The following is a 20,331-nucleotide window of genomic DNA, read 5'->3' as shown; positions in this document are numbered from 1 at the left end:
ACGTCACTGTCAGCGGAAGATGTAGTCGATCCACCGGAACAGCCAGCGACCATGGTAACAACCATCGCCAAAGACAACAATAATGCTAGAGTTTTTTTCAAGGTAAAGTCCTCCTTTTTCTTTTTTTCCTAATTTTTACCTGGGCTTATTATACCAAAGGTTAAGCTTTTATTGCAAGTTTATATTAAGAAATGTTTGAAGGATGCGGACACTTGTTTTAATAACGCTGATTCACAAATCCTGAAAAGAACGCATTAGTACACTAAAGTGATAAATTAAAGTGCGAATTGCAAAGCCCGATCGTCCGTAATCAGATGACAGATGGTTCTTTTCTTTGATAGAGCTGATTGATGTGATTATACCAATCCACATCAATTTGCGATAAGCCTTCCCGGGTCATTCGGAAAACCCAGTTGTTTTTAACCGTTCCGGGTTCATTCATCCGGGTATCGCTGCCATATCCACAAACATCCTGAATCGGTAGGATCACCAAATTGGCGGCACTTTGAAAAAGAGTGCGAATAAAGGCTCGACAGGAAGGGCTCTGGTGGCCGCCGATCTGCCATTGGTTTTCCCAGGCATCAGTATAGCCGCAGTAGTCAAAAGCATAACGACGATGCTCCGGGGTGTAGTCAAAAAAAGTCCCCAGTAGCGTATTATTGTCATGGGTGCCTGAGTAGGCCACGGTATTGGCGCTATAGTTGTGGGGCAGATGAAGATTGTTCTGGTCGTCGATGAAGGCGAATTCCATGATCCGCATGCCGGGGAAGCCGGTGTCCTTTAACAGTTTGACCAGGTCTTCATCCTGCAGACCCAGATCTTCGGCAATGATGTTAGGGTCGAGAAAGGTTTTTTGCAACTGCGCAAAGAAATCCATCGCCGGGCCGGGAATCCAGCGGCCATTCCGGGCCGTTTCCTCCGTTGCCGGAATCGAACAATAAGCCGAAAAGGCTCGAAAATGATCGATTCGGACGGTGTCAAAACGTTCCAGAGCGTGTTTGATGCGCCGCATCCACCAGCTATAATTATCAGCTTTCATGACATCCCAGTGATACAGCGGATTGCCCCAGAGCTGACCATCTTTAGCAAAATAATCCGGCGGCACACCGGCCACTTCAACGCAACTACCATTGGCATCCAATTGGAAAAGATCGGGATGACACCATACATCGGCACTGGTGTGAGCCAAATAAATGGGCATATCGCCAATTATTTTGATACCTTTGCCATTGGCGTAGGTCTTCAGAGCCGTCCACTGCTTATCGTAAAGATATTGCAGGAAATTCTGATAATCAATTTCATCTTGATAGGCACTGGTAACGGACAGCAGCGCAGCCGGCTGGCGTTTGACTAGATCCGGGTTATTCCATTTGGTCCAGTTTTTTTCTAAAAAGTGCTGAGATAGCACCGTATATAAAGAAAAATCGGGCAGCCATTCATGGTTGGCCAGGCAGTATTGGTCGATGTCGTTTTTTAATGAGGTCGATAATCGGGAATAGGCGATTTTGAAGATAGCGTTGCGATTGTTGATGAGATTAGGATAGTTGATGGAGTAGGGCGGATCTGCCGATTTGCTGGCAGACAATTCATCCGCAGTTAATAAGCCCCATTTAAATAGCAGTTCCAGGTCAATAAAAAGCGGATTCCCGGCAAAAGCCGAGGTGCTATTATAAGGAGAGAAATAGTCATCCACTGGTCCTACTGGCAGAATTTGCCAATAGTTGCAGCCCATCGACTGGAGAAGATCGACAAAATGTTGTGCCTCAGTACCTAAGGTTCCAATGCCGTAGTCCCCCGGCAAGGAGGAAACGGACATTAGAACACCACTGGAACGGTTTTTTAAAGACATATCAGCCCTCGTTTTCTTCAATCCGGGTCAGGATTGATTGGAGATCGGCTGGAGTAAAGAGATATTTTTCTTTGCAGAAGTCACAATTGATTTCAATATCTTCCTGATCCGAGATCATGTCGATGAGATCTTCTTTACCGATAGATGTCAGCGCTTTGGTGATGCGTTGCCGGGAGCAATCGCAGCTAAACCGGGTGATTTCTGTTTTGTTAACCTTTAAGTCCAGGTTTTTAAACAAATCATCCATAATTGATTCCAGGGTTTTGCCTTCATTCAACAGCTTGGTTAAAGAAGGGGTATCGGACAGCGCCGCCTCAAGGGCATCGATTACTTCATCATCGGTGTCGGGCATTAATTGAATAATAAACCCGCCGGCCTGTCGGACGGTGCCATCGTCGTTTAATAAAACACCCAGCGATACGGAGGTGGGAATCTGTTCGGATTGGGCATAATAATAGGTTAAATCTTCGGCAATCTCACCGCTGATAAGTGGTGAATAGCCAACGTAGGGTTCTTTCAGGCCAATATCCTTCATGATATTCAAGGCGCCGCCGCCAATCGCTTCGGACACGGGAAGGGGGGAGTCCATCGTATCGTGCAGATCATTGACATAAGGATAACCTTTAACATTGCCCTTAGCGTCTGCCGTTACCAATAAGCCGCTCAAAGGTCCGTCTCCAGCGATTTTCAAAGTGATTAGTTCATCGGCATTTTTCATCATTGAACCCATCAGCGAACCTGCTGTGAGTAATCGGCCTAGAGCCTGGGTAACCGCTGGGCTGGTTTGATGAAGTCTCCGGGCAGTTTCGGCGAGCCCTTGTGTTGTCGCCGCAAAGACCCGAATCTGTCCGTTTCCGGCGGTGGCTTTTAGTACATAGTCCGGCATGTTTTACCTCTCCATTTTATAATTTGTATTTGTTATTTATGATACGTTTCGCCACGGATTATTTTAAAAGAACGGTAAATCTGCTCTAGCAGCATAACCCGAAATAACTGGTGGGGAAATGTCATTTTTGAAAAGGATAATTTCCATTTTGAGCGATTGGTAATCTCAGGGCAAAGTCCGATGGATCCGCCGACAATAAAGGTGATCTGGCTTTTTCCCTGGATCCCATAATTTTCAATTTTTTTGGCAAAAGCCGGTGAATCGAGTTGCTCGCCCTGTATTTCCAGGGTAGCCAGAATTTCCTCGTCTTTTAAATAGGAAAGAATTCGACCACCCTCAATTTCCACGGCTTTTCGCCGCTGAGCCGCGCTGGCATTTTCGGGAATTTTTTCGTCTTTAACCTCAATGATCTCCAGACGGCAATAGGCGCTCAATCGCTTAGTGTATTCCTGGATAGCCTGGGTTAAGTATTTTTCTTTTATTTTTCCAACAGCAATAATACGAATATTCATTTAGCTTATAAAGCATAGACGACAAGAATACTCAGAATAAGCGCAGCGACTAAAACCAATGCGCCGACACGATAAAGCGGATTTTTTTTGTGCACGGTGGGTTCCTCCTTAACATAGAAAAAATTTTGTATTTGAGATTGTGTTTTTGTCTATTATAGTGTACAATATTTAAGTCGGAAATGCAACATATTACGGGGTGTGGCTCAGCTTGGTAGAGCGCATGGTTCGGGACCATGAGGCCGGAGGTTCAAATCCTCTCACTCCGACCATTAAAAAATAGTTAAGACAGCTAGTGATAGCTGTCTTTTTTTTGCGGAAAATTTTAGAAGGAAAGCTTCATTCGGAACGACGAAATACAGGAAGATATTGCGGAGTATAGAGCTACTTGAGGTGAGATGAAATAAAAGGGAATAGCTTGAAATAGTGCCAATAGAGATTTCTATTAACAACCACTTTGACATGGCCTTTCTTTTATTTTTTGTGATATAATTTACGAAAAGATTGGAGGCGATAAAAAATGGATCCGCAAGTTATTATTGAATTTTCTACTGAAGCGCTTAAAGCAGGTAACAATGTTATGGATATTGCAAAAGAGACTGGTATTTACGAACTAGCGAAAAGTTGGGTTGGGGCGTGGAAAACTGACGTAGATGCCAGAAGAAAAAAGAACTTAGTCAATATGTTAGAAAGTACAATTAAGGAATTCGAAGATAAAGGATTGCCGTATAAAATAATCCCTGTTGAATTAAGAGTGTCAGTTTCTATTTTAGAAGAGGCTTCATTAGAAGATGACGAATTTATGCGAAAATTGTGGGCAAACTTGTTTGCAAACGCAACTTATCAAAACAGCAAATCAAATGTGGACATAGCATGCGTTGATGTGTTAAAAAGGCTATCGCTTCAGGATGCAGAGATACTTCTAACTATTTATAAGCAACCATTCGAAAATTTTAATGATAACGTTATAACTAAAGAGTTACCTTCAGGAGTTAGAATTTCTAATGGCGGAAAAGAAGAACTCAAATTTGATCTTAGTGAAAATATAGAATTCTCATTAAGTAATTTAGAGAGATTAGGTTGCATCAATGGAATGCAGAGAATGGGACCTAGCAGGGATTATCACCTTATTTCTCGTACAATTTTAGGTAAAAAAGTTTATGAATCATGCACGCTGGATTTTTAATAATTTAAAAGGTTCCGAAGGGATCGATAATTTCTGGCAAACATAAATTTTTTCGCTATAGCAAAACTCAGAAGGGCGGTTCAAATAGTGCAGTGACCTCTTGTTCGAAACACTAAATTACCGTCCTTGTATACTCTACTTTCGCAGAGGTCAAATAAGTCTAAAACAAAGAAGGAGAACCATGAAGATTAAATTTACTCACACCAACATTATTGCCAAAGACTGGAAAAAACTCTCCCAGTTTTATCAGGAAGTTTTTGGATGTGTGCCGGTACCCCCGGAACGGGATATGCAAGGAGATTGGATCGATCGGATGACGGGGATCAGGGGGGCACATATACGGGGTGAACATCTCTGTTTACCTGGCTATGAAGATAAGCTGCCAACCCTGGAAATTTTTTCCTATAACGATTGGGTCGAGGGCGGATTGCCGCAGATTAATCGGATCGGCTTTGGACATATCGCTTTTGAGGTGGATGATGTAGCGGCGATGCTCGAAAAATTACGGGCTGCCGGTGGCGACCAGATTGGTGAGGAGATTGTCGCCGACTATCCCAATAATGTGGTAGCAACAATTGTTTACGCCACCGATCCCGAAGGAAACATCGTCGAACTGCAGAACTGGAGTACCCGATAGTCGATTAGGGGTTGTAATCTTTGATGATTTTAAACGATGCAGGAGCCAAGTACCAACTTAACGTAACCCCCCGATACTGGCTTAAAAAAAGAAAGAGGAGTTTTAAAATGATAGCGAGAACATGGCATGGAATGGTGCCTATTGAAATGCGGGATTCATTTGAAAAATATGAATATCAGACAGGCGTCAAGGATACCCTGGCGATCAAAGGAAACCAAGGGGCATTTTTGAAAATTGTTGAACAAGGCGAGTATGCTCATTTTTTCTTGTGTACGAAATGGGATTCAATGGTAAGTATGATCGCCTATGCAGGGAATAATCCGACAATTGCGGTGACATATCCGGAAGATGAGAAATATGGTCTCATTTCTGATCCCATCGTGATCATTCAGGAAGTTGTCGATGATGGTGATCCCTTTGCTGCGAGTAAATATTATTAAAAAACGACTCGTTATCCCTAAGAATATGAAAGGCAGGGTAAATTTATGAAAACTGAAGATAAAAAAGACTTAAAGTACTTTTTGAAAGATGATATTCGTCAGGAAACCGATTTTCGTAGAACCGATCAGAACATCGGGGAGCCGGTGCCACCGATTGAAAAACCAGCGCCACCGGACGCCAAGAAAATTTCATTGCTCAAACCAGAAAACTTTGGGATCGGGGAAGTTCCATTAAAATCTGCCATTTTGCACCGGGAATCACGGCGGAAATTTACCCGCCAGGCCTTGTCCATGGAAGAGTTGTCTTTCTTGCTCTGGTCAACCCAAGGGATTCGTGAGTGGCGTCAGAAAAATGCCCTGAGAACCGTTCCCTCGGCGGGAAATCGTCATGCGCTGGAAACCTATCTGGTGGTTTTCAATGTCGGCGGCCTGGAACCGGGGATCTATCGCTATTTGCCTTCTCAGCATCAATTGGTGCTGGAAGCAACACCGGATCAACTAAAAGAACGGATGATTGATGCGGCTCTCAATCAGCAATTTGCCGGATCGGGTGCGCTCACTTTTATCTGGACAACCATTCCCTATCGGATGGAATGGCGCTATGCCCAAGCCTCGTACAAGGTGATTGCGTTGGATGCCGGACACGTCTGTCAAAATCTATATCTGGCTTGTGAAGCAATCGGTGCGGGAACCTGTGCCATCGCTGCCTACAATCAGCAAAGTGCCGACCAGTTATTAAATGTTGATGGTGATGAGGAGTTTGTCGTTTATATGGCTCCAGTCGGTAAAATTTGATCAAGGGAGTGCCGATCGAAGATTGGTTGATAGCATCTTAAACAGATGCAAACGTTTGGTCAGAAAACGTCTCACGACTCAGGAAGAAATGACATCTCCGTACACGGCTGCGGCGGCGGTGCAGAAATCATCAGGACGCAATTCAATCTGCAGCCCGATTTTACCGCCGCTGATGTAAATTTTATCTAGCTCTTTGGCGGTGTCATTGATGACGGTTTTAAACTGCTTTTTCATGCCAATGGCGGTGCAGCCACCCCGGACATAGCCGGTGATCGCAGTCAGATCTTTTAGATGAATCATCGCCACTGATTTTTCGCCAACCGCTTTGGCGGCTTTCTTCATATCCAGTTCCTTGTCGATGGGGATTACAAAGACAAAATAATTTTTGCTTTTTCCTTCAGTTACCAGGGTCTTATAGACCTGTTCATAAGGTAGCTTCAGCAGATCGGCGGTCTGCAACCCGTCCACAAATTCATTACATTCATAACTTTGGTGGGTATAGTCAATTTTTAATTTATCCAAAATGCGCATGGCATTGGTTTTCACTTCTTTTTGTTTAGCCATTGGTGGTATTTTCTCCTTTTAGTAAAGCTGGTTTTGTAACATGTTTATTTTATCAGAAAATGATTGTTTATGCTTCTTTTTTTGCAGTGGTCAAAGATGAATGATTGGTGCGGATTGGGGTAGATAGCAATTGTAACAACACGCAAACAGATGGAGGGGTTATCATGGGAAGAAGTGGTGGTTCAGGTGGCCGTAGCAGTGGCGGTTCCTTTGGTGGCAGCCGCAGCAGCGGTGGTCGCAGCGGTGGCTTTGGAAGCAGCCACAGAAGTGGTGGCAGTGGCGGATTTGGCAGCTTTGGTAGTAGTTCCGGGGGCGGTTTTTTTATTAGTGGGCCCAGAATGAGTTCTGGAGGCGGCAACTACGGTGGACCGGCGGGCTGCGGTTGTGGTGCATTCATGATTATTCTGGTGATTGGCCTGATTTTTCTGTTGATTATCAGTTTTTTCATCGCATCTGCTTTTACAGGATTTACCGAAATCACTAAATCAACAGTGGCTCGACAGCCGCTGCCGGCCGGCTCAGTCAATGAAACCGAATACTACACCGATGAGTTGGGATGGATTAATAACCAGACAAAAATGGAGGAAGGGCTAAAATACTTTTATCAGAAAACCGGGGTGCAACCGCATGTGGTGATCATTGATAACGTCAATGGTTCTCATAACCCTACCGAAAATGAATTGGATAGTTATGCAAATGCTCTTTACGATCAGTTGTTTTCTGATGAAGCTCATTTACTCTTTGTTTTCTATGAGTATAATGATTTCTATATGGATCGTTATGTGGCCGGGACTCAGGTGAAAACAGTCATTGATACGGAAGCGGCTGATATTCTGCTAGATTATATTGACCGCAATTATTACGACGGTAGCCTCACCGATGAGGAATTCTTCAGTAACTCGTTTCGGGATGCGGCCGACCGGATCATGACCGTTACCAAGTCGCCATGGATCGCAGCCATGACTACTATTGGCATTGTCTTTGCAGTGGTGATATTAGCCATTCTCTTGTTCGTCTGGTGGCGGCATGCCAAAAATCAGAAAAATCTGGAGGCCAAGCGGACTGCAGAAATGTTGAATACCCCGTTGGAAAAGTTTGACGATGTGGAAATCGAAGACCTGGCGAAAAAATATCAGGATAATCCGCCCGATCAGCAAGATGAGCACAAAGAGTCATGAGTAAAATCTAAGGAGGAAAGAGATGGCAATTTTAGAACGATTTAGTGATATTATCCGGGCCAACATCAACGATCTGCTGGATAAGATGGAAGACCCGGCGATCATGATCGACCAGTATTTAATTGATCTGTTGGAGGATCTGGCTGAAGTGAAGCGCAGTACCGCCGAAATCATGGGCGAAGAAACCCGCACTAAGCGCTTGGTAGACAACAACAAGGCCGAGGTGGGGAAATATGCCGACTTGGCCAAAAAAGCCCTAGTGGCTGGGAATGAAGGGGATGCCCGGGTTTTTCTCAAGAAAAGACAGGAGCTGGAAAATCTCGACTCTGAACTGATGGATGTGTATGCTGCTGCTCATGAAAATGCCATGAAAATGCGGCAGATGCATGATAAACTGGCGGCAGATATCCAAACCCTGCAGGCACGTCGAACCATGATCAAGTCCAAGGTGTCCATTGCCAAAACGCAGGAAATCATCAATGAAGCCAGTAGCTCAGCTAATCAAACCGAGGATGCCATGGATGCCTTTACGCGAATGGAAGCGAAGGCCGATCGGATGCTGGATGAAGCCAATGCCATGGCAGAACTGAACATTGAACCGGTTGACCCCGCAGAAGCGTTGGAAGAAAAGTATGGCGAAGACACAAATGCTTCGGTGGATGAGGAATTGACTAAGCTTAAAAAAGAGTTGGGGTTGCAATAAATAATAGAAAAGCCAGACGAGAATGAGCATCATTTTCGTCTGGCTTTTGATATTATAAGTGTTCAATTTCTTTTACCGGTGTCAATTTCTTTTGGCGGTTTTTTTCCACTGTCACACCTGGCCAGTTTCCCGCATATTGGGAACTCCCGGTGAGCGCATCAAATAATGATTATTCCCTAGCAATCAAAGGGAAATAGTTAGTTAGAATTAATCTTTTTTATGGTATAATTAAAAAAATTTTGTACAGTTCACACCGATTTATCTGTACAACAACGGAAAGGCTATGAGAATGATTGAAATATTAAAAAATAAAATGACACCAGAAAGTATTTTAACTGCAGGGTTTGGAGTAGAAAGAGAAGGACTCCGGGTGACAAAACAGGGAAGACTTGCATTGACACCTCATCCGCCGATTTTTGGCGATAAACTTAAAAATCCTTATATCACCACAGATTTCTCAGAAAGCCAGATTGAACTGGTTACCCCAGTTTTTTATTCAGTAGACGAAACCTATGATTTTCTGGAAGCGCTCACTGATATTGTAATAAGCGAGATTGGCGAGAATAATGAGCTGTTTTGGCCATACTCGATGCCATGTAATATTCCAGATGACAACCAGATCCCGATTGCCTCCTATCAGGGGGAGGAAGGAAAAAAAGCAAGGGAATATCGGGAAAAACTGATGGTTAAATATGGCGGAAAGCGACAGCTAATCTCTGGTATCCATTATAACTTTTCTTTTAGTGAAGAATTTTTAACGACGCTCTGGCAGGAACTGGGCACGGAGGAGAGCTACAAAGAATTTAAAGATCGAATCTATTTAAAGGTCTTACGTAACTTTTTGCGCTATCGCTGGCTGGTCATCTATTTAATGGGCTGCACTCCCGGTCTCCATAATTCATACATTGAGGAGTGTCTGCAATGTATGGGAGACTGTGGTAATGAAACCTATCTCAGTCCCGGTGGAACCTCCGCCCGAAATGGCAGCTGTAGCGGTTATAAAAATGAAATAGATCTCTACCCGGATTATAGTTCGATCAAGGATTATATCAGGAGCATCAACGAGTTTATTGATCGGGGGGACATTTCTGAAGCGAAAGAACTTTATGCACAGATTCGCTTAAAACCAAAAGATTATCGAAATGTACTGGACTCTTTAGAAAAAGAAGGCATTCAATATCTGGAAATACGAACCATCGATCTCAATGTTTTTGATAAATGCGGTATTGCAAAAATAGATCTGGAATTCATGAATATCTTTATGCTCTTTTTGCTATTGGAAGGAGAAGAGTTTTTTGATACCTGGCAGCAGGAAGCCCTTATTAACGAGGTAGCGGTGGCTGAACATGGGCTTGAGCCAGATTTGGAATTGTTGGATCATCGGCATTGGACGCTGAAAACAGCCTGGGCAGAAGATATTCTGGAAAAGGTGGCTGAGGTCAATGAATACCTGGGTTTAAATCAGGAGCAGTGCATCAAAGAAATGCAGAACCGGGTAAAAAAACCGGAGACTACCTATGCGGACCGATTAAAATTATTAATGCAGGAAAATGGCTGTTTGGATGCCAATCTGGAAATGGCCAAAGAGTATAAAAAACAGTCTGATGCGGATCACTATCGTCTGAAGGGTTTTGAGAACTGGGAAATGTCGACGCAGATTTTAATCAAAGAGGCGCTGACCCGGGGAATAAAAGTGAGTCCCATGGATGCGGCTGACAATATTGTGCGCTTGGAAAAAAATGGTCGCCGGGAATATGTCAAACAGGCGACAAAGACCAGTGTTGATAATTATATTACACCTTTGCTCATGGAGAATAAGGTCGTCACAAAAAAAATTCTGCAAGAAAATGGTTTGCCGGTTCCAGATGGTGAAGAATACTTTTCTATGCTGGAAGCAAAACAAAAACTGGCAAAGTACGTTGATAAAAAAGTTGTGATCAAGCCCAAGTCAACCAATTTTGGTTTGGGCATCTGCATTTTTGATCAAGGCGGAACCTTAGATGAACTTTTGGAAGGTGCCCGGATTGCCTTTGAGCACGACAATACAATACTAATAGAAGATTATATCTCTGGCCTGGAATACCGTTTCCTGACCATGGGGGATGAGGTAGTAGCAGTGCTCCATCGCCGTCCGGCCAACGTGATTGGTGATGGCGTTTCCACCATCTTGCAACTTATTGATGAAAAAAACAAACATCCTTACCGGGGCGATGGCCATACGAGTCCGCTTAAAAAAATTGAGCTGGATGATCAATCTCTAATGTTTCTCAAAAAACAGGGTCTGACAAATCAGTCAATCCCTAAGAGAGAAGAAATGATATTTCTCCGGGGAAATTCTAATATTAGTACTGGCGGGGACAGTATTGACTTCACTGAAAAAATGCATCCTTATTTTTCTGAAATTGCCTTAAAGGCCGCCAAGGCTTTCGATGCAAAATTTTGCGGGATAGATATTATCATAGAAGATTACCGCAAGCCCGATTCAAACTATGGAATTATCGAGCTAAATTTCAATCCGATGATTGTTATGCATGCCTATCCTTATGAAGGACAGGAACGAAGACTAGGTTATAATATCCTGAAAACTATCGGACTGGCAGACTGATAAAAATTACGCTCAATAATTGATCAAAAATTGCGCAAGGTGTCCTAAAACAGCTATAAATTTTTGTGCTTGACATTAACTTTCCTTTAATCCATTGAATAAAAGGTAAAATTTGAGTATAATGATAGTGGTTACAAATAAATAAAATTTAGGAGGCGTACGAAATGTTTGGTTACATGGGAAAAATTTTACGTGTCAATTTGACGACCAATGAAGTGACAACTGAAGATCTGGATTTTGAGTTGGCAAAAAAATATATTGGTGGTCGTGGATTAGGAACAAAGTTGTATATGGATGAGGTTGATCCACAGGTTGATCCTTTTGCAGCAGAAAATAAAATCGTCTTTATCAATGGTCCGTTGTCGGGGACAGCGACTCCTACCGGTGGTCGGTATATGGTCGTGACAAAATCACCGTTAACAGGCTGTATTGCATCTTCAAACTCTGGTGGAGAATGGGGAGCCTATCTGAAATATGCTGGCTATGATGCCATTATTGTTGAAGGTAAGGCGAGTCTGCCTGTTTACCTCAGTATCGATGAAGATAAGGTTGAGATTTTACCGGCTCTTGATTTGTGGGGTAAAATGGTTTCAGAAACCAGTGATATGTTAAAAGAAAAACAACCTGGTTCCAAGGTTTTAACCATCGGTCCTGCTGGTGAAAAACTTTCTCAAATGGCTGCCATCATGAATGAAAAAGATCGGGCAGCTGGTCGTTCTGGTGTTGGTGCAGTTATGGGTTCGAAGAACTTAAAAGCGATTACCGTTAAAGGAAATTTAAAACCGGAAATTGCCAGACCGGAAGGATTAAAAGCAGTTACCAAAGAATGCCGTACCTTATTAAAAGAAAACGGTGTCACTGGTGGAGGTCTGCCAACTTACGGAACAGCCGTATTGGTTAATATTATCAATGAACATGGTGTTTACCCGACAAATAACTTCCAGGGTGGCCAAGATCCCAACGCTGAAGCTGTCAGCGGCGAAACCATGACCGAAAAATATCTGATCAAACGTAATCCTTGTCACCATTGTCCAATTGGCTGCGGTCGCTGGGTTAAAAGTGAACATAGTCCTGATGGTATCGGCGGACCAGAATATGAAACCCTTTGGGTATTTGCCGGCGATTTAGGAATAGACGATATGGATATCGTTATCGATGCTAATTACTGGTGTAATGAAATGGGTATTGATACCATTTCAGCCGGCGCAACCTTAGCAGCTGCCATGGAATTGTATCAACGTGGTTACATCACCGACGAAATGTTAGATGACGAAGTGATCCTGAAATTCGGCAATGCTGATTCCGTTATTCACTGGCTGAAAAAAATGGGTAACAGAGAAGGTTTTGGAGATTTACTGGCCAGAGGTTCCTACCGATTGGCGGATTTCTTCGGCGTTCCGGAATACTCCATGTCAGTTAAGAAACAAGACTTACCAGCCTATGACCCTCGTGGAATCCAGGGAATGGGTCTTCAATATGCAACCTCCAACCGTGGTGGATGTCATGTTCGGGGCTACCTGATTTCTCCCGAAATCCTTGGCTTGCCTGAAAAACTGGATCGTTTTGAATTAGCGGGAAAACCAACCTGGGCTAAAATTTTCCAGGATCTGACTGCTGTTATTGACTCGACTGGCTTATGTCTCTTTACCTCATTTGCTTTGGGTGCGCAACAATACGCTGACATGCTCAATGAAGTTCTGGGAACCGATTGGACGGCTGATGATGTTCTGTTAGCTGGAGAACGTATCTGGAATCTGGAAAAACTCTTTAATTTAGAAGCTGGTATTTCTTCAGAAGAAGATACCTTGCCACCGCGTTTCCTGGAAGAAGAAATGCCAGATGGACCAACAAAAGGTTGGGTACATAAACTGGATGAATTACTTCCACTTTATTACAAAGAACGTGGATGGGATGAAGATGGTATTCCGACGGAAGAACGTCTTGAAAAATTAGGTTTATTATAAAATAAATTTAAGGGACGATCTTAGATCGTCCCTTTCGTTTTAGGAGGAAATATGGCAATCAAGATAAAATTATTTGCTAACTTTCGAGAAGGCCGGGGAAAGATTGTTGAAATGGAATATACCCCGGGGATGACCGGGCAGGATGTCATTGACAGCTTGGGTATTACCGCACCGGAAATTGCAGCACTTATTGTCGATGGGGTTGATGGGAAGGTTGATGCCATGCTCACTGTTCCCATAAAAGAAGATGGGTACATGGCTATTTTTCCTCCTGTTGCTGGGGGTTGATTTTAGAACTTCAAAAGAACAAGCCCTGATAAGCAAATGCTTATCAGGGCTTGTTCTTTTGAAAAATTAGTTTACAAAAAAAACCAAAACCGGTTGGTTAGTCCGGTTTTGGTGTCTAAAGAAAGTGTCCTGATTAATATTATTTCGGTTACAAATAAATAAAATTCAGGGACGTTCAGGGAAAAAAAAGACCACTCCAGATGGAATGGCCTTTTTTTTCTGCACTAAAACAATGCAAACTGACAAGAAAATAATTCTGTCAAGCCCCTTTTCCACAATGGGAGACATAACCGTTTCCGATCATACCCTACGGGTTTAAGCTCATAGTTAAATACCTTAGAAATCTTAAACTTCGGAGTAACTATATTATACACGATAATCGGTATGAGTGCAATACAAATCTGCGCTATCATTGGTTATTATTCAAAAAAAAGCAAAGGAATAGTGCTAAGCTAGCTGTAAAACAGCTTAAATGATGGACAATATAACTTGACAGAATCATACTATTGGATTATTTTAGAATCATACTAGTATAAAAGGTAGTTTAAATTAGGATGATTAAGTTTTGGATAAATCCAAATGAACTGGAGTGGAGATAAGATGAAAAAAATTGAAATATATGATCCGGAAATATGCAATAGTGGCAATGGTTGTGGTTCAGGAGCAGATCAGGAATTATTGAGGATTAGATCAATGTTGCGGGCGTTAACAAGGGAAGGAAAAAAGGTGCTGAGATACGGCTTGATTGAAAACCCGGATGTATTCGCCAGGAATAAGGAAGTCAGTGAGATTGTCTCAAAAAGTGGGAAGAGTGCTCTGCCAATTACGGTGGTGGATGGTGAAATCAAACGTAAAGGTTCCTATCCATCAAATCTTGATTTAGCTACCTGGTCAGGGATGACCCAGGATGAGCTGGTGATGATGCTGATGAAAGAAAAAATGACCAATCGCAGTTTTTGCGGCGGCGATTGCTGTTAGGTAGAGCGATAGGGGGCGTGACAAACGTCCCTTTTTTGGTTGGAAAATTTTACTGAAAAAGCCGATTAAAGTTGTTTAATCGGCTTTAAAAATGCTTATTTATGGCGTTTGGTCAGTTCATGGAATAACGATTCCAGATCCACATTCTGGTTGTTGAGTAATACCAGCAAGTGGTAGATAAGATCTGAAGCTTCGTAGATCAGCTCAGCAGGATCGTCGTTTTTAGCAGCAATAATCGTCTCGGCGGCCTCTTCGCCGATTTTTTTACAGATCTTATCCACTCCTTTTTCAAACAGATAGTTGGTATAAGAACCAGCAAGAGGGTTGGTTTTGCGATCAGCAATCAGATCATATAGCATCGTTAAGATCTCCATATTTCCGAGGTTGGCATCTTGATCAATGGCTAAACTGCGATAAAAGCATGAAGTATTTCCGGTATGACAGGCGGGACCTTGTGGGTTTACTTGTAGCAGGAGGGTATCGCCGTCGCAATCGTAGTTAATTTTAACCACCGACTGAGTGTTGCCAGAAGTTTCACCCTTTACCCACAGCCCTTGCCTGCTGCGGCTGTAAAAGGTGGCTTTTTTGGTATCCAGGGTCAATTTTAAGGCTTCTTCGTTCATCCAGGCCATCATCAGCACCTGACGAGTTTCATAATCCTGAACGATGGCAGGAACCAATCCCGCTTCGTTATATTTTATTTTTTCAAAATCCATTTTTTGCCTTTCTATACCCGTCTGACAGGTATTTGCTGATCGTGTAAATAATTTTTCAAATCAACAATGGGAATTTCTTTATAGTGAAAAACGGATGCCGCCAGAGCAGCATCGGCGCCTACTTTTAATACTTCGGCAAAGTCTTCCATTTTTCCTGCTCCGCCAGAGGCAATAATCGGAATGGTCAGAAGACTGGAAAGTTTCTGGTTAAGTTCCAGATCATAGCCTTTTTTAACCCCATCGGTATCGATGGAGTTGATACAGATTTCTCCGGCACCCAGATCCTGACCCTGTTTGGCCCACTCAATCGCATCGATGCCGGTGTTTTCCCGGCCGCCTTTTACATATACATCCCAGGAACCCCTGTTATTGCGCTTGGCGTCAATGGATAAAACCACACATTGAGCCCCAAAACGAAGGGCGGCTTCGCGGATTAGCTGGGGGTTTTTAACGGCTGATGAATTAACCGAAACCTTATCGGCGCCGGCCATCAGCACTTTGCGGAAATCTTCGACCTTGCTAATACCGCCGCCAATGGTAAAGGGGATGCGGATGGCTTCAGCTACTTTTTCAACAATATGAATAAAAATATCGCGATCTTCATAGCTGGCGGTGATATCGTAGAAAACCAGTTCGTCAGCGCCCTGGTCGGAGTAGTACCGCCCCAGTTCGACTGGATCGGCGACATCCTGAATATTCTGAAATTTTTTACCTTTTACCACCCGGCCGTGATCCACGTCCAGGCAGGGAATGATCCGTTTGGTCAGCATGATTTGAGCTCCTCCTGCAACAGTTTTTCCAGATCGATGGCTCCTTCATACAGGGCTTTTCCGGTAATGGCGCCGTAAAGCCCCATTTCCTGAAGTCGGATCAGGTCTGCTGATTTAGAGATGCCGCCAGAAGCGATGATATCAATTTTCAAATTATCATTGAGCACCTTGAGCATATCAAAATTAGGACCAGTCATCATGCCGTCTTTTGATATGTCGGTGTAAACCAGCGTGGACAGACCCAGTTTTTCCAGGTTGCTGGCCAGTTCAAGCGCTTCAATATTGCTACTTTCCACCCAGCCTTCGGTGCAAACTAAACCGTTTTTAGCATCAATGGAAACGCAGACTTTTTCATCATAGAGATCTAGGAGTTTAACAATAAAATCGAAATCTTTAACGGCCTGGGTACCAATGATGATCCGGGCTACGCCACTGTCGATATAGTCTTTGGCAATTTCCAGCGTTCTAATACCACCGCCAAGTTCCACCGGAATATCCAGAGCGGCAACAATCTCTTTAACCAGTTCCAGATTTTTCGGCTGGCCGTCAAAGGCACCATCCAGATCCACCAGATGCAGATACTGGGCGCCCTTGGACTGCCATTTCAGGGCGACATCCACCGGGTTGTCAAAATAAATAGTTTCGGCATCCTTCTGTCCTTGCATCAGACGGACGCATTTGCCGTTTTTTAAATCGATGGCCGGAAATACAATCATGATATCATCTCCTTAAAGTTCGTTAGTAATTGGAAGCCCACGTTGGAGCTTTTTTCCGGATGAAATTGCATGCCAATGACGTTGTCCTTCTTTACAATCGCGGGTACCTTGACGCTGTATTCGGCATAGGCCACGACATCATCAAAGTTCTCCGGATTGGCATAGTAGGAATGGACAAAGTAGACATAGTCTTCGGGGCCAATGTTTTTGACCAACGGGCTGTCCCGGTTAATCACCAGATTGTTCCAACCCATATGGGGAATTTTTATCCCGGGAGCGTCGAATTTGACGATTTCTCCGGGGATATAGGAGAGTCCGGAAAATTCACCGTCCTCATAGCTTTTATCAAAAAGCAGCTGCATGCCGAGGCAGATTCCCATCAGGATCTTGCCCTTTTTGACATTGTCATTAAGGGCATCAATGAGATCAAATTTTCTGAGGTTGTCCATGGCGTCGGAGAAAGCTCCAACCCCTGGTAGAATGATGGCGTCAGCTGCATCCAGTACCTTTTTATCGCGGGTGATGGTGCCGGAAAGACCGACATCACCCAGAGCCGTATAGACATTTTTAAGATTTCCGACATCGTAGTCGACAATTGCGATCAATGGTTGTCCTCCTGTTATTCTATTATTCCTTTAGTGGATGGAATTTCGGTGTTGCCAGCTTCGATTGTACAGGCATCTTTTAGTGTTCGACCCAGCGATTTAAAAATTCCTTCCACGATATGGTGGTTGTTCTTGCCGTAGAGGGAGGCCACATGGAGGGTTATTTTGCTGTTGCTGGTAAATGCGCTAAAGAATTCCTCCAGCATTTCAGTTTCAAAGTCACCAATGAATTCCCGGGTCAGAGGGACATCGAAAACAAGGGTGCTGCGGCCGCTGATGTCCACACAGGTGCGGCACAGGGCTTCATCCATAGGGGTGAACTGGAAAGCATAGCGATTAATGCCGGCCTTGTCACCCAACGCATCATAAAAGGCTTTTCCCAGCAGAATACCAATGTCTTCAATAGCATGGTGGTTATCAGCTTCGTCACCATGGGCATCGATGGTCAGATCAAATTTGCCATGTTTAGTGAAGAGCGTCAGCATATGATCAAAAAAACCAACTCCGGTGTTGATCTTGGCCAGACCGGATCCGTCAATATTTAGCGAAAGTGATATTTCGGTCTCGGTGGTAGACCGGTTTAATGTGCTTTTACGCTTCATTGTACACGACCTCCTTGATAATATCCAGAATCTTTTGGTTTTCCTGGGGTTTGCCCATGGAAAAACGAATACTGCCAGGAGTGGCGTCATTTTCAACAAAGCGTTTGATCAGGATATTCCGTTTCAGGAGCGCTTCATAGATAGCTTCAGCTCGATCGGTTTCAAAATATATGAAATTGGCGCCGGAGGGATAAAGGGTCAGGCCGGGAAAGGTTTCCAGTACACTCATCGCTTTTTGTCGCTCTGCCCTTAAAATTTCCAGATTGCGCAGGATTGCATCGCGATTTTTTAAGGCGATGACGGCCAATTTCTGGGTCAGAACATTGAGGTTGTAGGGACCCTTAACCTTGTAAAGAATATCAATAATTTCTTTGTTACCCAGGGCATAGCCACAGCGGATACCAGCCAGACCGAAGGCTTTGGACAAGGTTCGCAGCACTAACAAGCGGGGATATTTCTCCAGCAGATCAACACCAGATTCACCAAAGAACTCAATATAGGCTTCGTCCAGGATCACCAGCGAAGGGACAGAATCCAATAGTTTGATAATATCCGCGCGACTAAAAATATAGCCAGTGGGATTGTTGGGGTTACAGATATAAAGCAGTTTGGCTTGATTTTCGCAGGCGGCCGTAATCATGCCCTCCACATCGGGAATATGCCCCGGCAGATCGGGCACCATAATATGTCTGGCATTGGCAATGGTGGCCCAAATGTCGTACATTGAAAAGGAGGGCGAGTGGGAGACCACGACATCACCGGGATCCACAAAGGCCTGGTTGATCATCGCAATCAGCTCGTCGGAGCCGGAGCCGCAGATAATGCCTTCGCCCGGGACACCGGTATAGTCGGTGATGGCTTCAATCAGTTCGGGAAAACAGGCCTCCGGGTAGCGGTTTAAATCAGTGTTACAGATATCGTCGCTGAACTTTCGTTTAAGCTGCATGGGAAAGTCATAGGGACTTTCATTGGCATTGACGATGATCTCAAACTGCGGAGCGTCCACCTTGTAGGCAATTAATTGCTGGATGTTTTTTCTTATCAGGGATTCCATTAGTCTTCAAACCGCCTTTCAACTGCTTTGGCATGGGCATCCAATCCTTCGGAACGGGCAAAGGCGGCAATCTTTGGATAGACTGACTGCAATGCGGCCTGATCATAGGATAGAATGCTGGATTTTTTCAGATAGTCATAAACTCCCAGAGGTGAGGAGAATTTGGCTGTGCCGGAAGTCGGCAGGGTGTGGTTGGGTCCGGCAAAATAATCACCCAGAGGTTCTGGGGTGTAAGCGCCCATAAAGATGGCGCCAGCATTTTTTACCTTTTCCAGTGAATCCATGGGGTCTTTGATGAGCAGCTCCAGATGCTCGGGAGCAATCTGGTTGGACAACTCAAAGGCTTCGTCGAGATCCTTGACAATGAAGACAAAGCCATAATCATCGACTGATTTTTTGGCGATTTCTTTGCGGTTGAGGTCTTCACTGATCTGTCGGTAGACTTCTTCAATGACTTGTGCTCCCAGTTTGGCTGAGGTGGTCACCAGAATTGGCATCGCCAGTTCGTCGTGCTCGGCCTGAGACAGAAGGTCGGCGGCGGCATAAACCGGGTTGGCATTTTCGTCAGCAATGATCAACACCTCGCTGGGTCCGGCAATCATGTCAATATCGACCTTGCCAAAAACTTCTTTTTTAGCAGTGGCTACATAAATATTACCGGGTCCGACAATTTTATTAACTGGTTTGATGGTTTCAGTGCCGTAGGCGAGAGCGGCAATCGCCTGAGCGCCACCGAGCTTATAAATTTCGTGGACGCCGGCAATTTTCGCCGCAGCCAGGATTGTGGGGTTGATTTTCCCATCCCGTCCTGGAGGAGTCACCATCACCAGGGACCTTACCCCGGCCACCAGTGCCGGAATGGCATCCATCAGCACGGTCGAGGGGTAGGTGGCTTTGCCACCGGGGACATAGAGTCCCACCCGTTCAATCGGAGTGATATGTTGGCCTAGGACGACCCCGGGTTTAGGTGTGTAGGTCCAGGTTGTTTCCAGCTGTTTTTCGTGAAAATCGCGAATGTTTTGGGCGGCCTCCCGGATGATATCTAGAAGTTCATCGGGAACCGATGAAAAGGCAGCTTCGATTTCTTCCTCGGTGACCTGTAAATGGGTGAGGACACAGTGATCAAGCGCCTGAGTATAATACAAAAGGGCAGCATTGCCTTCTTTTTTTACCCCTTTAATAATTTCCAGAACAGCGTTGTGAATATCCTCCCGCTCATCTTCATTGCGTTTTAATATCGTATCAAGATCCATGCCTTGTTTATAGATGATAGTTTTCATTTTATT

21 protein-coding genes, 1 tRNA gene, 1 pseudogene and 1 riboswitch are annotated in these 20,331 nt (G+C 44.1%); of the genes and pseudogenes, 11 read left to right on the top strand and 12 right to left on the bottom strand.

The features are described from left to right. Nucleotides 1-310: 310 nt before the first annotated feature. Genes malQ through rlmH form a run of 3 tightly spaced genes read right to left on the bottom strand, consistent with a single transcriptional unit; the run spans nucleotide 311 to nucleotide 3,247 of the window. Nucleotides 311-1,849: a 4-alpha-glucanotransferase gene (gene malQ, locus Q7J41_RS07490; RefSeq protein ID WP_304886734.1), complete on the bottom strand. Its 1,539-nt coding sequence runs from the start codon at nucleotides 1,847-1,849 to the stop codon at nucleotides 311-313. 1 nt (nucleotide 1,850) lies between these two features. Next, the gene (gene hslO, locus Q7J41_RS07485) at nucleotides 1,851-2,735 is read right to left on the bottom strand and encodes an Hsp33 family molecular chaperone HslO (RefSeq protein WP_304886732.1); all 885 of its coding nucleotides are present in this window, start codon (nucleotides 2,733-2,735) and stop codon (nucleotides 1,851-1,853) included. Between the two features lie 32 nt (nucleotides 2,736-2,767). Beyond that, a complete protein-coding gene (gene rlmH, locus Q7J41_RS07480) occupies nucleotides 2,768-3,247 on the bottom strand; it encodes a 23S rRNA (pseudouridine(1915)-N(3))-methyltransferase RlmH (RefSeq protein WP_304886730.1) in 480 nt (159 codons plus the stop codon). 192 nt (nucleotides 3,248-3,439) lie between these two features. Here rlmH and Q7J41_RS07475 point away from each other — a divergent pair. The 5 genes from Q7J41_RS07475 (at nucleotide 3,440) to Q7J41_RS07455 (ending at nucleotide 6,302) form a co-directional block, all read left to right on the top strand. Next, nucleotides 3,440-3,516: transfer RNA gene (locus tag Q7J41_RS07475), tRNA-Pro, on the top strand. A gap of 248 nt (nucleotides 3,517-3,764) precedes the next feature. Further along, a complete protein-coding gene (locus tag Q7J41_RS07470) occupies nucleotides 3,765-4,430 on the top strand; it encodes an Abi-alpha family protein (protein ID WP_304886728.1) in 666 nt (221 codons plus the stop codon). 181 nt (nucleotides 4,431-4,611) lie between these two features. Then, nucleotides 4,612-5,067: a VOC family protein gene (locus Q7J41_RS07465; protein ID WP_304886725.1), complete on the top strand. Its 456-nt coding sequence runs from the start codon at nucleotides 4,612-4,614 to the stop codon at nucleotides 5,065-5,067. A gap of 107 nt (nucleotides 5,068-5,174) precedes the next feature. Next, a complete protein-coding gene (locus Q7J41_RS07460; RefSeq protein WP_304886723.1) occupies nucleotides 5,175-5,507 on the top strand; it encodes a hypothetical protein in 333 nt (110 codons plus the stop codon). A gap of 45 nt (nucleotides 5,508-5,552) precedes the next feature. Next, nucleotides 5,553-6,302: a SagB/ThcOx family dehydrogenase gene (locus Q7J41_RS07455; protein ID WP_304886721.1), complete on the top strand. Its 750-nt coding sequence runs from the start codon at nucleotides 5,553-5,555 to the stop codon at nucleotides 6,300-6,302. Nucleotides 6,303-6,380: 78 nt separating this feature from the next. On the opposite strand, the gene ybaK is transcribed toward Q7J41_RS07455, so the two are convergent. Further along, nucleotides 6,381-6,866, bottom strand: coding sequence for a Cys-tRNA(Pro) deacylase (ybaK, locus tag Q7J41_RS07450; RefSeq protein WP_304886719.1), 486 nt, complete (start codon nucleotides 6,864-6,866; stop codon nucleotides 6,381-6,383). 164 nt (nucleotides 6,867-7,030) lie between these two features. On the opposite strand from ybaK, the gene Q7J41_RS07445 reads away from it, so the two are divergent. Both Q7J41_RS07445 and Q7J41_RS07440 read left to right on the top strand, forming a co-directional pair. Next, nucleotides 7,031-8,044, top strand: a complete 1,014-nt coding sequence (locus Q7J41_RS07445) for a hypothetical protein (RefSeq protein WP_304886717.1) — start codon at nucleotides 7,031-7,033, stop codon at nucleotides 8,042-8,044. Nucleotides 8,045-8,066: 22 nt separating this feature from the next. Next, nucleotides 8,067-8,747, top strand: a complete 681-nt coding sequence (locus Q7J41_RS07440) for a PspA/IM30 family protein (protein ID WP_304886715.1) — start codon at nucleotides 8,067-8,069, stop codon at nucleotides 8,745-8,747. 64 nt (nucleotides 8,748-8,811) lie between these two features. On the opposite strand, the pseudogene Q7J41_RS17795 reads toward Q7J41_RS07440, so the two are convergent. After that, nucleotides 8,812-8,916 (bottom strand): annotated as a pseudogene (locus tag Q7J41_RS17795) (FeoB small GTPase domain-containing protein); the annotation flags it as partial. Between the two features lie 120 nt (nucleotides 8,917-9,036). On the opposite strand from Q7J41_RS17795, the gene gshAB reads away from it, so the two are divergent. The 4 genes from gshAB (at nucleotide 9,037) to Q7J41_RS07420 (ending at nucleotide 14,582) form a co-directional block, all read left to right on the top strand. After that, a complete protein-coding gene (gshAB, locus tag Q7J41_RS07435; RefSeq protein WP_304886713.1) occupies nucleotides 9,037-11,352 on the top strand; it encodes a bifunctional glutamate--cysteine ligase GshA/glutathione synthetase GshB in 2,316 nt (771 codons plus the stop codon). A 164-nt stretch (nucleotides 11,353-11,516) separates the two neighbouring features. Continuing rightward, nucleotides 11,517-13,316 (top strand): aldehyde ferredoxin oxidoreductase family protein, encoded by a 1,800-nt coding sequence (locus Q7J41_RS07430; RefSeq protein ID WP_304886711.1) that lies wholly within the window; start codon nucleotides 11,517-11,519, stop codon nucleotides 13,314-13,316. A 51-nt stretch (nucleotides 13,317-13,367) separates the two neighbouring features. Beyond that, entirely contained in the window at nucleotides 13,368-13,604 is a 237-nt protein-coding gene (locus Q7J41_RS07425; RefSeq protein WP_304886709.1) for a MoaD/ThiS family protein, read from the top strand. A 249-nt stretch (nucleotides 13,605-13,853) separates the two neighbouring features. Then, nucleotides 13,854-13,973, bottom strand: a riboswitch (molybdenum cofactor riboswitch). Nucleotides 13,974-14,204: 231 nt separating this feature from the next. Beyond that, complete coding sequence (locus tag Q7J41_RS07420; protein WP_304886707.1) at nucleotides 14,205-14,582, top strand: arsenic metallochaperone ArsD family protein; 378 nt, start codon at nucleotides 14,205-14,207, stop codon at nucleotides 14,580-14,582. 95 nt (nucleotides 14,583-14,677) lie between these two features. On the opposite strand, the gene hisIE is transcribed toward Q7J41_RS07420, so the two are convergent. From hisIE to hisD, 7 genes are read right to left on the bottom strand one after another with little or no spacing between them, the layout of a single operon-like run. Then, a complete protein-coding gene (gene hisIE / locus Q7J41_RS07415) occupies nucleotides 14,678-15,298 on the bottom strand; it encodes a bifunctional phosphoribosyl-AMP cyclohydrolase/phosphoribosyl-ATP diphosphatase HisIE (protein WP_304886705.1) in 621 nt (206 codons plus the stop codon). A gap of 11 nt (nucleotides 15,299-15,309) precedes the next feature. Next, nucleotides 15,310-16,068 (bottom strand): imidazole glycerol phosphate synthase subunit HisF, encoded by a 759-nt coding sequence (gene hisF, locus Q7J41_RS07410; RefSeq protein WP_304886703.1) that lies wholly within the window; start codon nucleotides 16,066-16,068, stop codon nucleotides 15,310-15,312. Then, on the bottom strand, nucleotides 16,062-16,784 hold the full coding sequence (gene hisA / locus Q7J41_RS07405; protein ID WP_304886701.1) for a 1-(5-phosphoribosyl)-5-[(5-phosphoribosylamino)methylideneamino]imidazole-4-carboxamide isomerase: 723 nt from the start codon (nucleotides 16,782-16,784) through the stop codon (nucleotides 16,062-16,064). The genes hisF and hisA overlap by 7 nt, the downstream gene beginning before the upstream one ends. Further along, nucleotides 16,781-17,389, bottom strand: a complete 609-nt coding sequence (hisH, locus tag Q7J41_RS07400) for an imidazole glycerol phosphate synthase subunit HisH (protein ID WP_304886699.1) — start codon at nucleotides 17,387-17,389, stop codon at nucleotides 16,781-16,783. Before hisH ends, hisA begins: the two co-directional genes overlap by 4 nt. A 14-nt stretch (nucleotides 17,390-17,403) precedes the next feature. Continuing rightward, entirely contained in the window at nucleotides 17,404-17,991 is a 588-nt protein-coding gene (hisB, locus tag Q7J41_RS07395; protein WP_304886697.1) for an imidazoleglycerol-phosphate dehydratase HisB, read from the bottom strand. Beyond that, nucleotides 17,981-19,045 carry a histidinol-phosphate transaminase gene (gene hisC / locus Q7J41_RS07390; RefSeq protein WP_304886695.1) on the bottom strand — a complete coding sequence of 355 codons (1,065 nt, stop codon included), beginning with the start codon at nucleotides 19,043-19,045 and terminating at the stop codon, nucleotides 17,981-17,983. The genes hisB and hisC overlap by 11 nt, the downstream gene beginning before the upstream one ends. Next, nucleotides 19,045-20,325, bottom strand: coding sequence for a histidinol dehydrogenase (hisD, locus tag Q7J41_RS07385; RefSeq protein ID WP_304886694.1), 1,281 nt, complete (start codon nucleotides 20,323-20,325; stop codon nucleotides 19,045-19,047). Before hisD ends, hisC begins: the two co-directional genes overlap by 1 nt. Nucleotides 20,326-20,331: the final 6 nt, after the last annotated feature.

It is taken from the genome of Acetobacterium sp., assembly GCF_030652775.1.
GTDB lineage: Bacteria > Bacillota > Clostridia > Eubacteriales > Eubacteriaceae > Acetobacterium.
Note: the sequence above shows the minus strand (reverse complement) of the source record. Positions and strands in the feature narration are given on the sequence as shown.

Coding starts and splice junctions, on each gene's coding strand:
- malQ (WP_304886734.1), bottom strand. CDS start 1,849: ATGTCTTTAAAAAACCGTTCCAGTGGTGTTCTAATGTCCGTTTCCTCC.
- hslO (WP_304886732.1), bottom strand. CDS start 2,735: ATGCCGGACTATGTACTAAAAGCCACCGCCGGAAACGGACAGATTCGG.
- rlmH (WP_304886730.1), bottom strand. CDS start 3,247: ATGAATATTCGTATTATTGCTGTTGGAAAAATAAAAGAAAAATACTTA.
- Q7J41_RS07470 (WP_304886728.1), top strand. CDS start 3,765: ATGGATCCGCAAGTTATTATTGAATTTTCTACTGAAGCGCTTAAAGCA.
- Q7J41_RS07465 (WP_304886725.1), top strand. CDS start 4,612: ATGAAGATTAAATTTACTCACACCAACATTATTGCCAAAGACTGGAAA.
- Q7J41_RS07460 (WP_304886723.1), top strand. CDS start 5,175: ATGATAGCGAGAACATGGCATGGAATGGTGCCTATTGAAATGCGGGAT.
- Q7J41_RS07455 (WP_304886721.1), top strand. CDS start 5,553: ATGAAAACTGAAGATAAAAAAGACTTAAAGTACTTTTTGAAAGATGAT.
- ybaK (WP_304886719.1), bottom strand. CDS start 6,866: ATGGCTAAACAAAAAGAAGTGAAAACCAATGCCATGCGCATTTTGGAT.
- Q7J41_RS07445 (WP_304886717.1), top strand. CDS start 7,031: ATGGGAAGAAGTGGTGGTTCAGGTGGCCGTAGCAGTGGCGGTTCCTTT.
- Q7J41_RS07440 (WP_304886715.1), top strand. CDS start 8,067: ATGGCAATTTTAGAACGATTTAGTGATATTATCCGGGCCAACATCAAC.
- gshAB (WP_304886713.1), top strand. CDS start 9,037: ATGATTGAAATATTAAAAAATAAAATGACACCAGAAAGTATTTTAACT.
- Q7J41_RS07430 (WP_304886711.1), top strand. CDS start 11,517: ATGTTTGGTTACATGGGAAAAATTTTACGTGTCAATTTGACGACCAAT.
- Q7J41_RS07425 (WP_304886709.1), top strand. CDS start 13,368: ATGGCAATCAAGATAAAATTATTTGCTAACTTTCGAGAAGGCCGGGGA.
- Q7J41_RS07420 (WP_304886707.1), top strand. CDS start 14,205: ATGAAAAAAATTGAAATATATGATCCGGAAATATGCAATAGTGGCAAT.
- hisIE (WP_304886705.1), bottom strand. CDS start 15,298: ATGGATTTTGAAAAAATAAAATATAACGAAGCGGGATTGGTTCCTGCC.
- hisF (WP_304886703.1), bottom strand. CDS start 16,068: ATGCTGACCAAACGGATCATTCCCTGCCTGGACGTGGATCACGGCCGG.
- hisA (WP_304886701.1), bottom strand. CDS start 16,784: ATGATTGTATTTCCGGCCATCGATTTAAAAAACGGCAAATGCGTCCGT.
- hisB (WP_304886697.1), bottom strand. CDS start 17,991: ATGAAGCGTAAAAGCACATTAAACCGGTCTACCACCGAGACCGAAATA.
- hisC (WP_304886695.1), bottom strand. CDS start 19,045: ATGGAATCCCTGATAAGAAAAAACATCCAGCAATTAATTGCCTACAAG.
- hisD (WP_304886694.1), bottom strand. CDS start 20,325: ATGAAAACTATCATCTATAAACAAGGCATGGATCTTGATACGATATTA.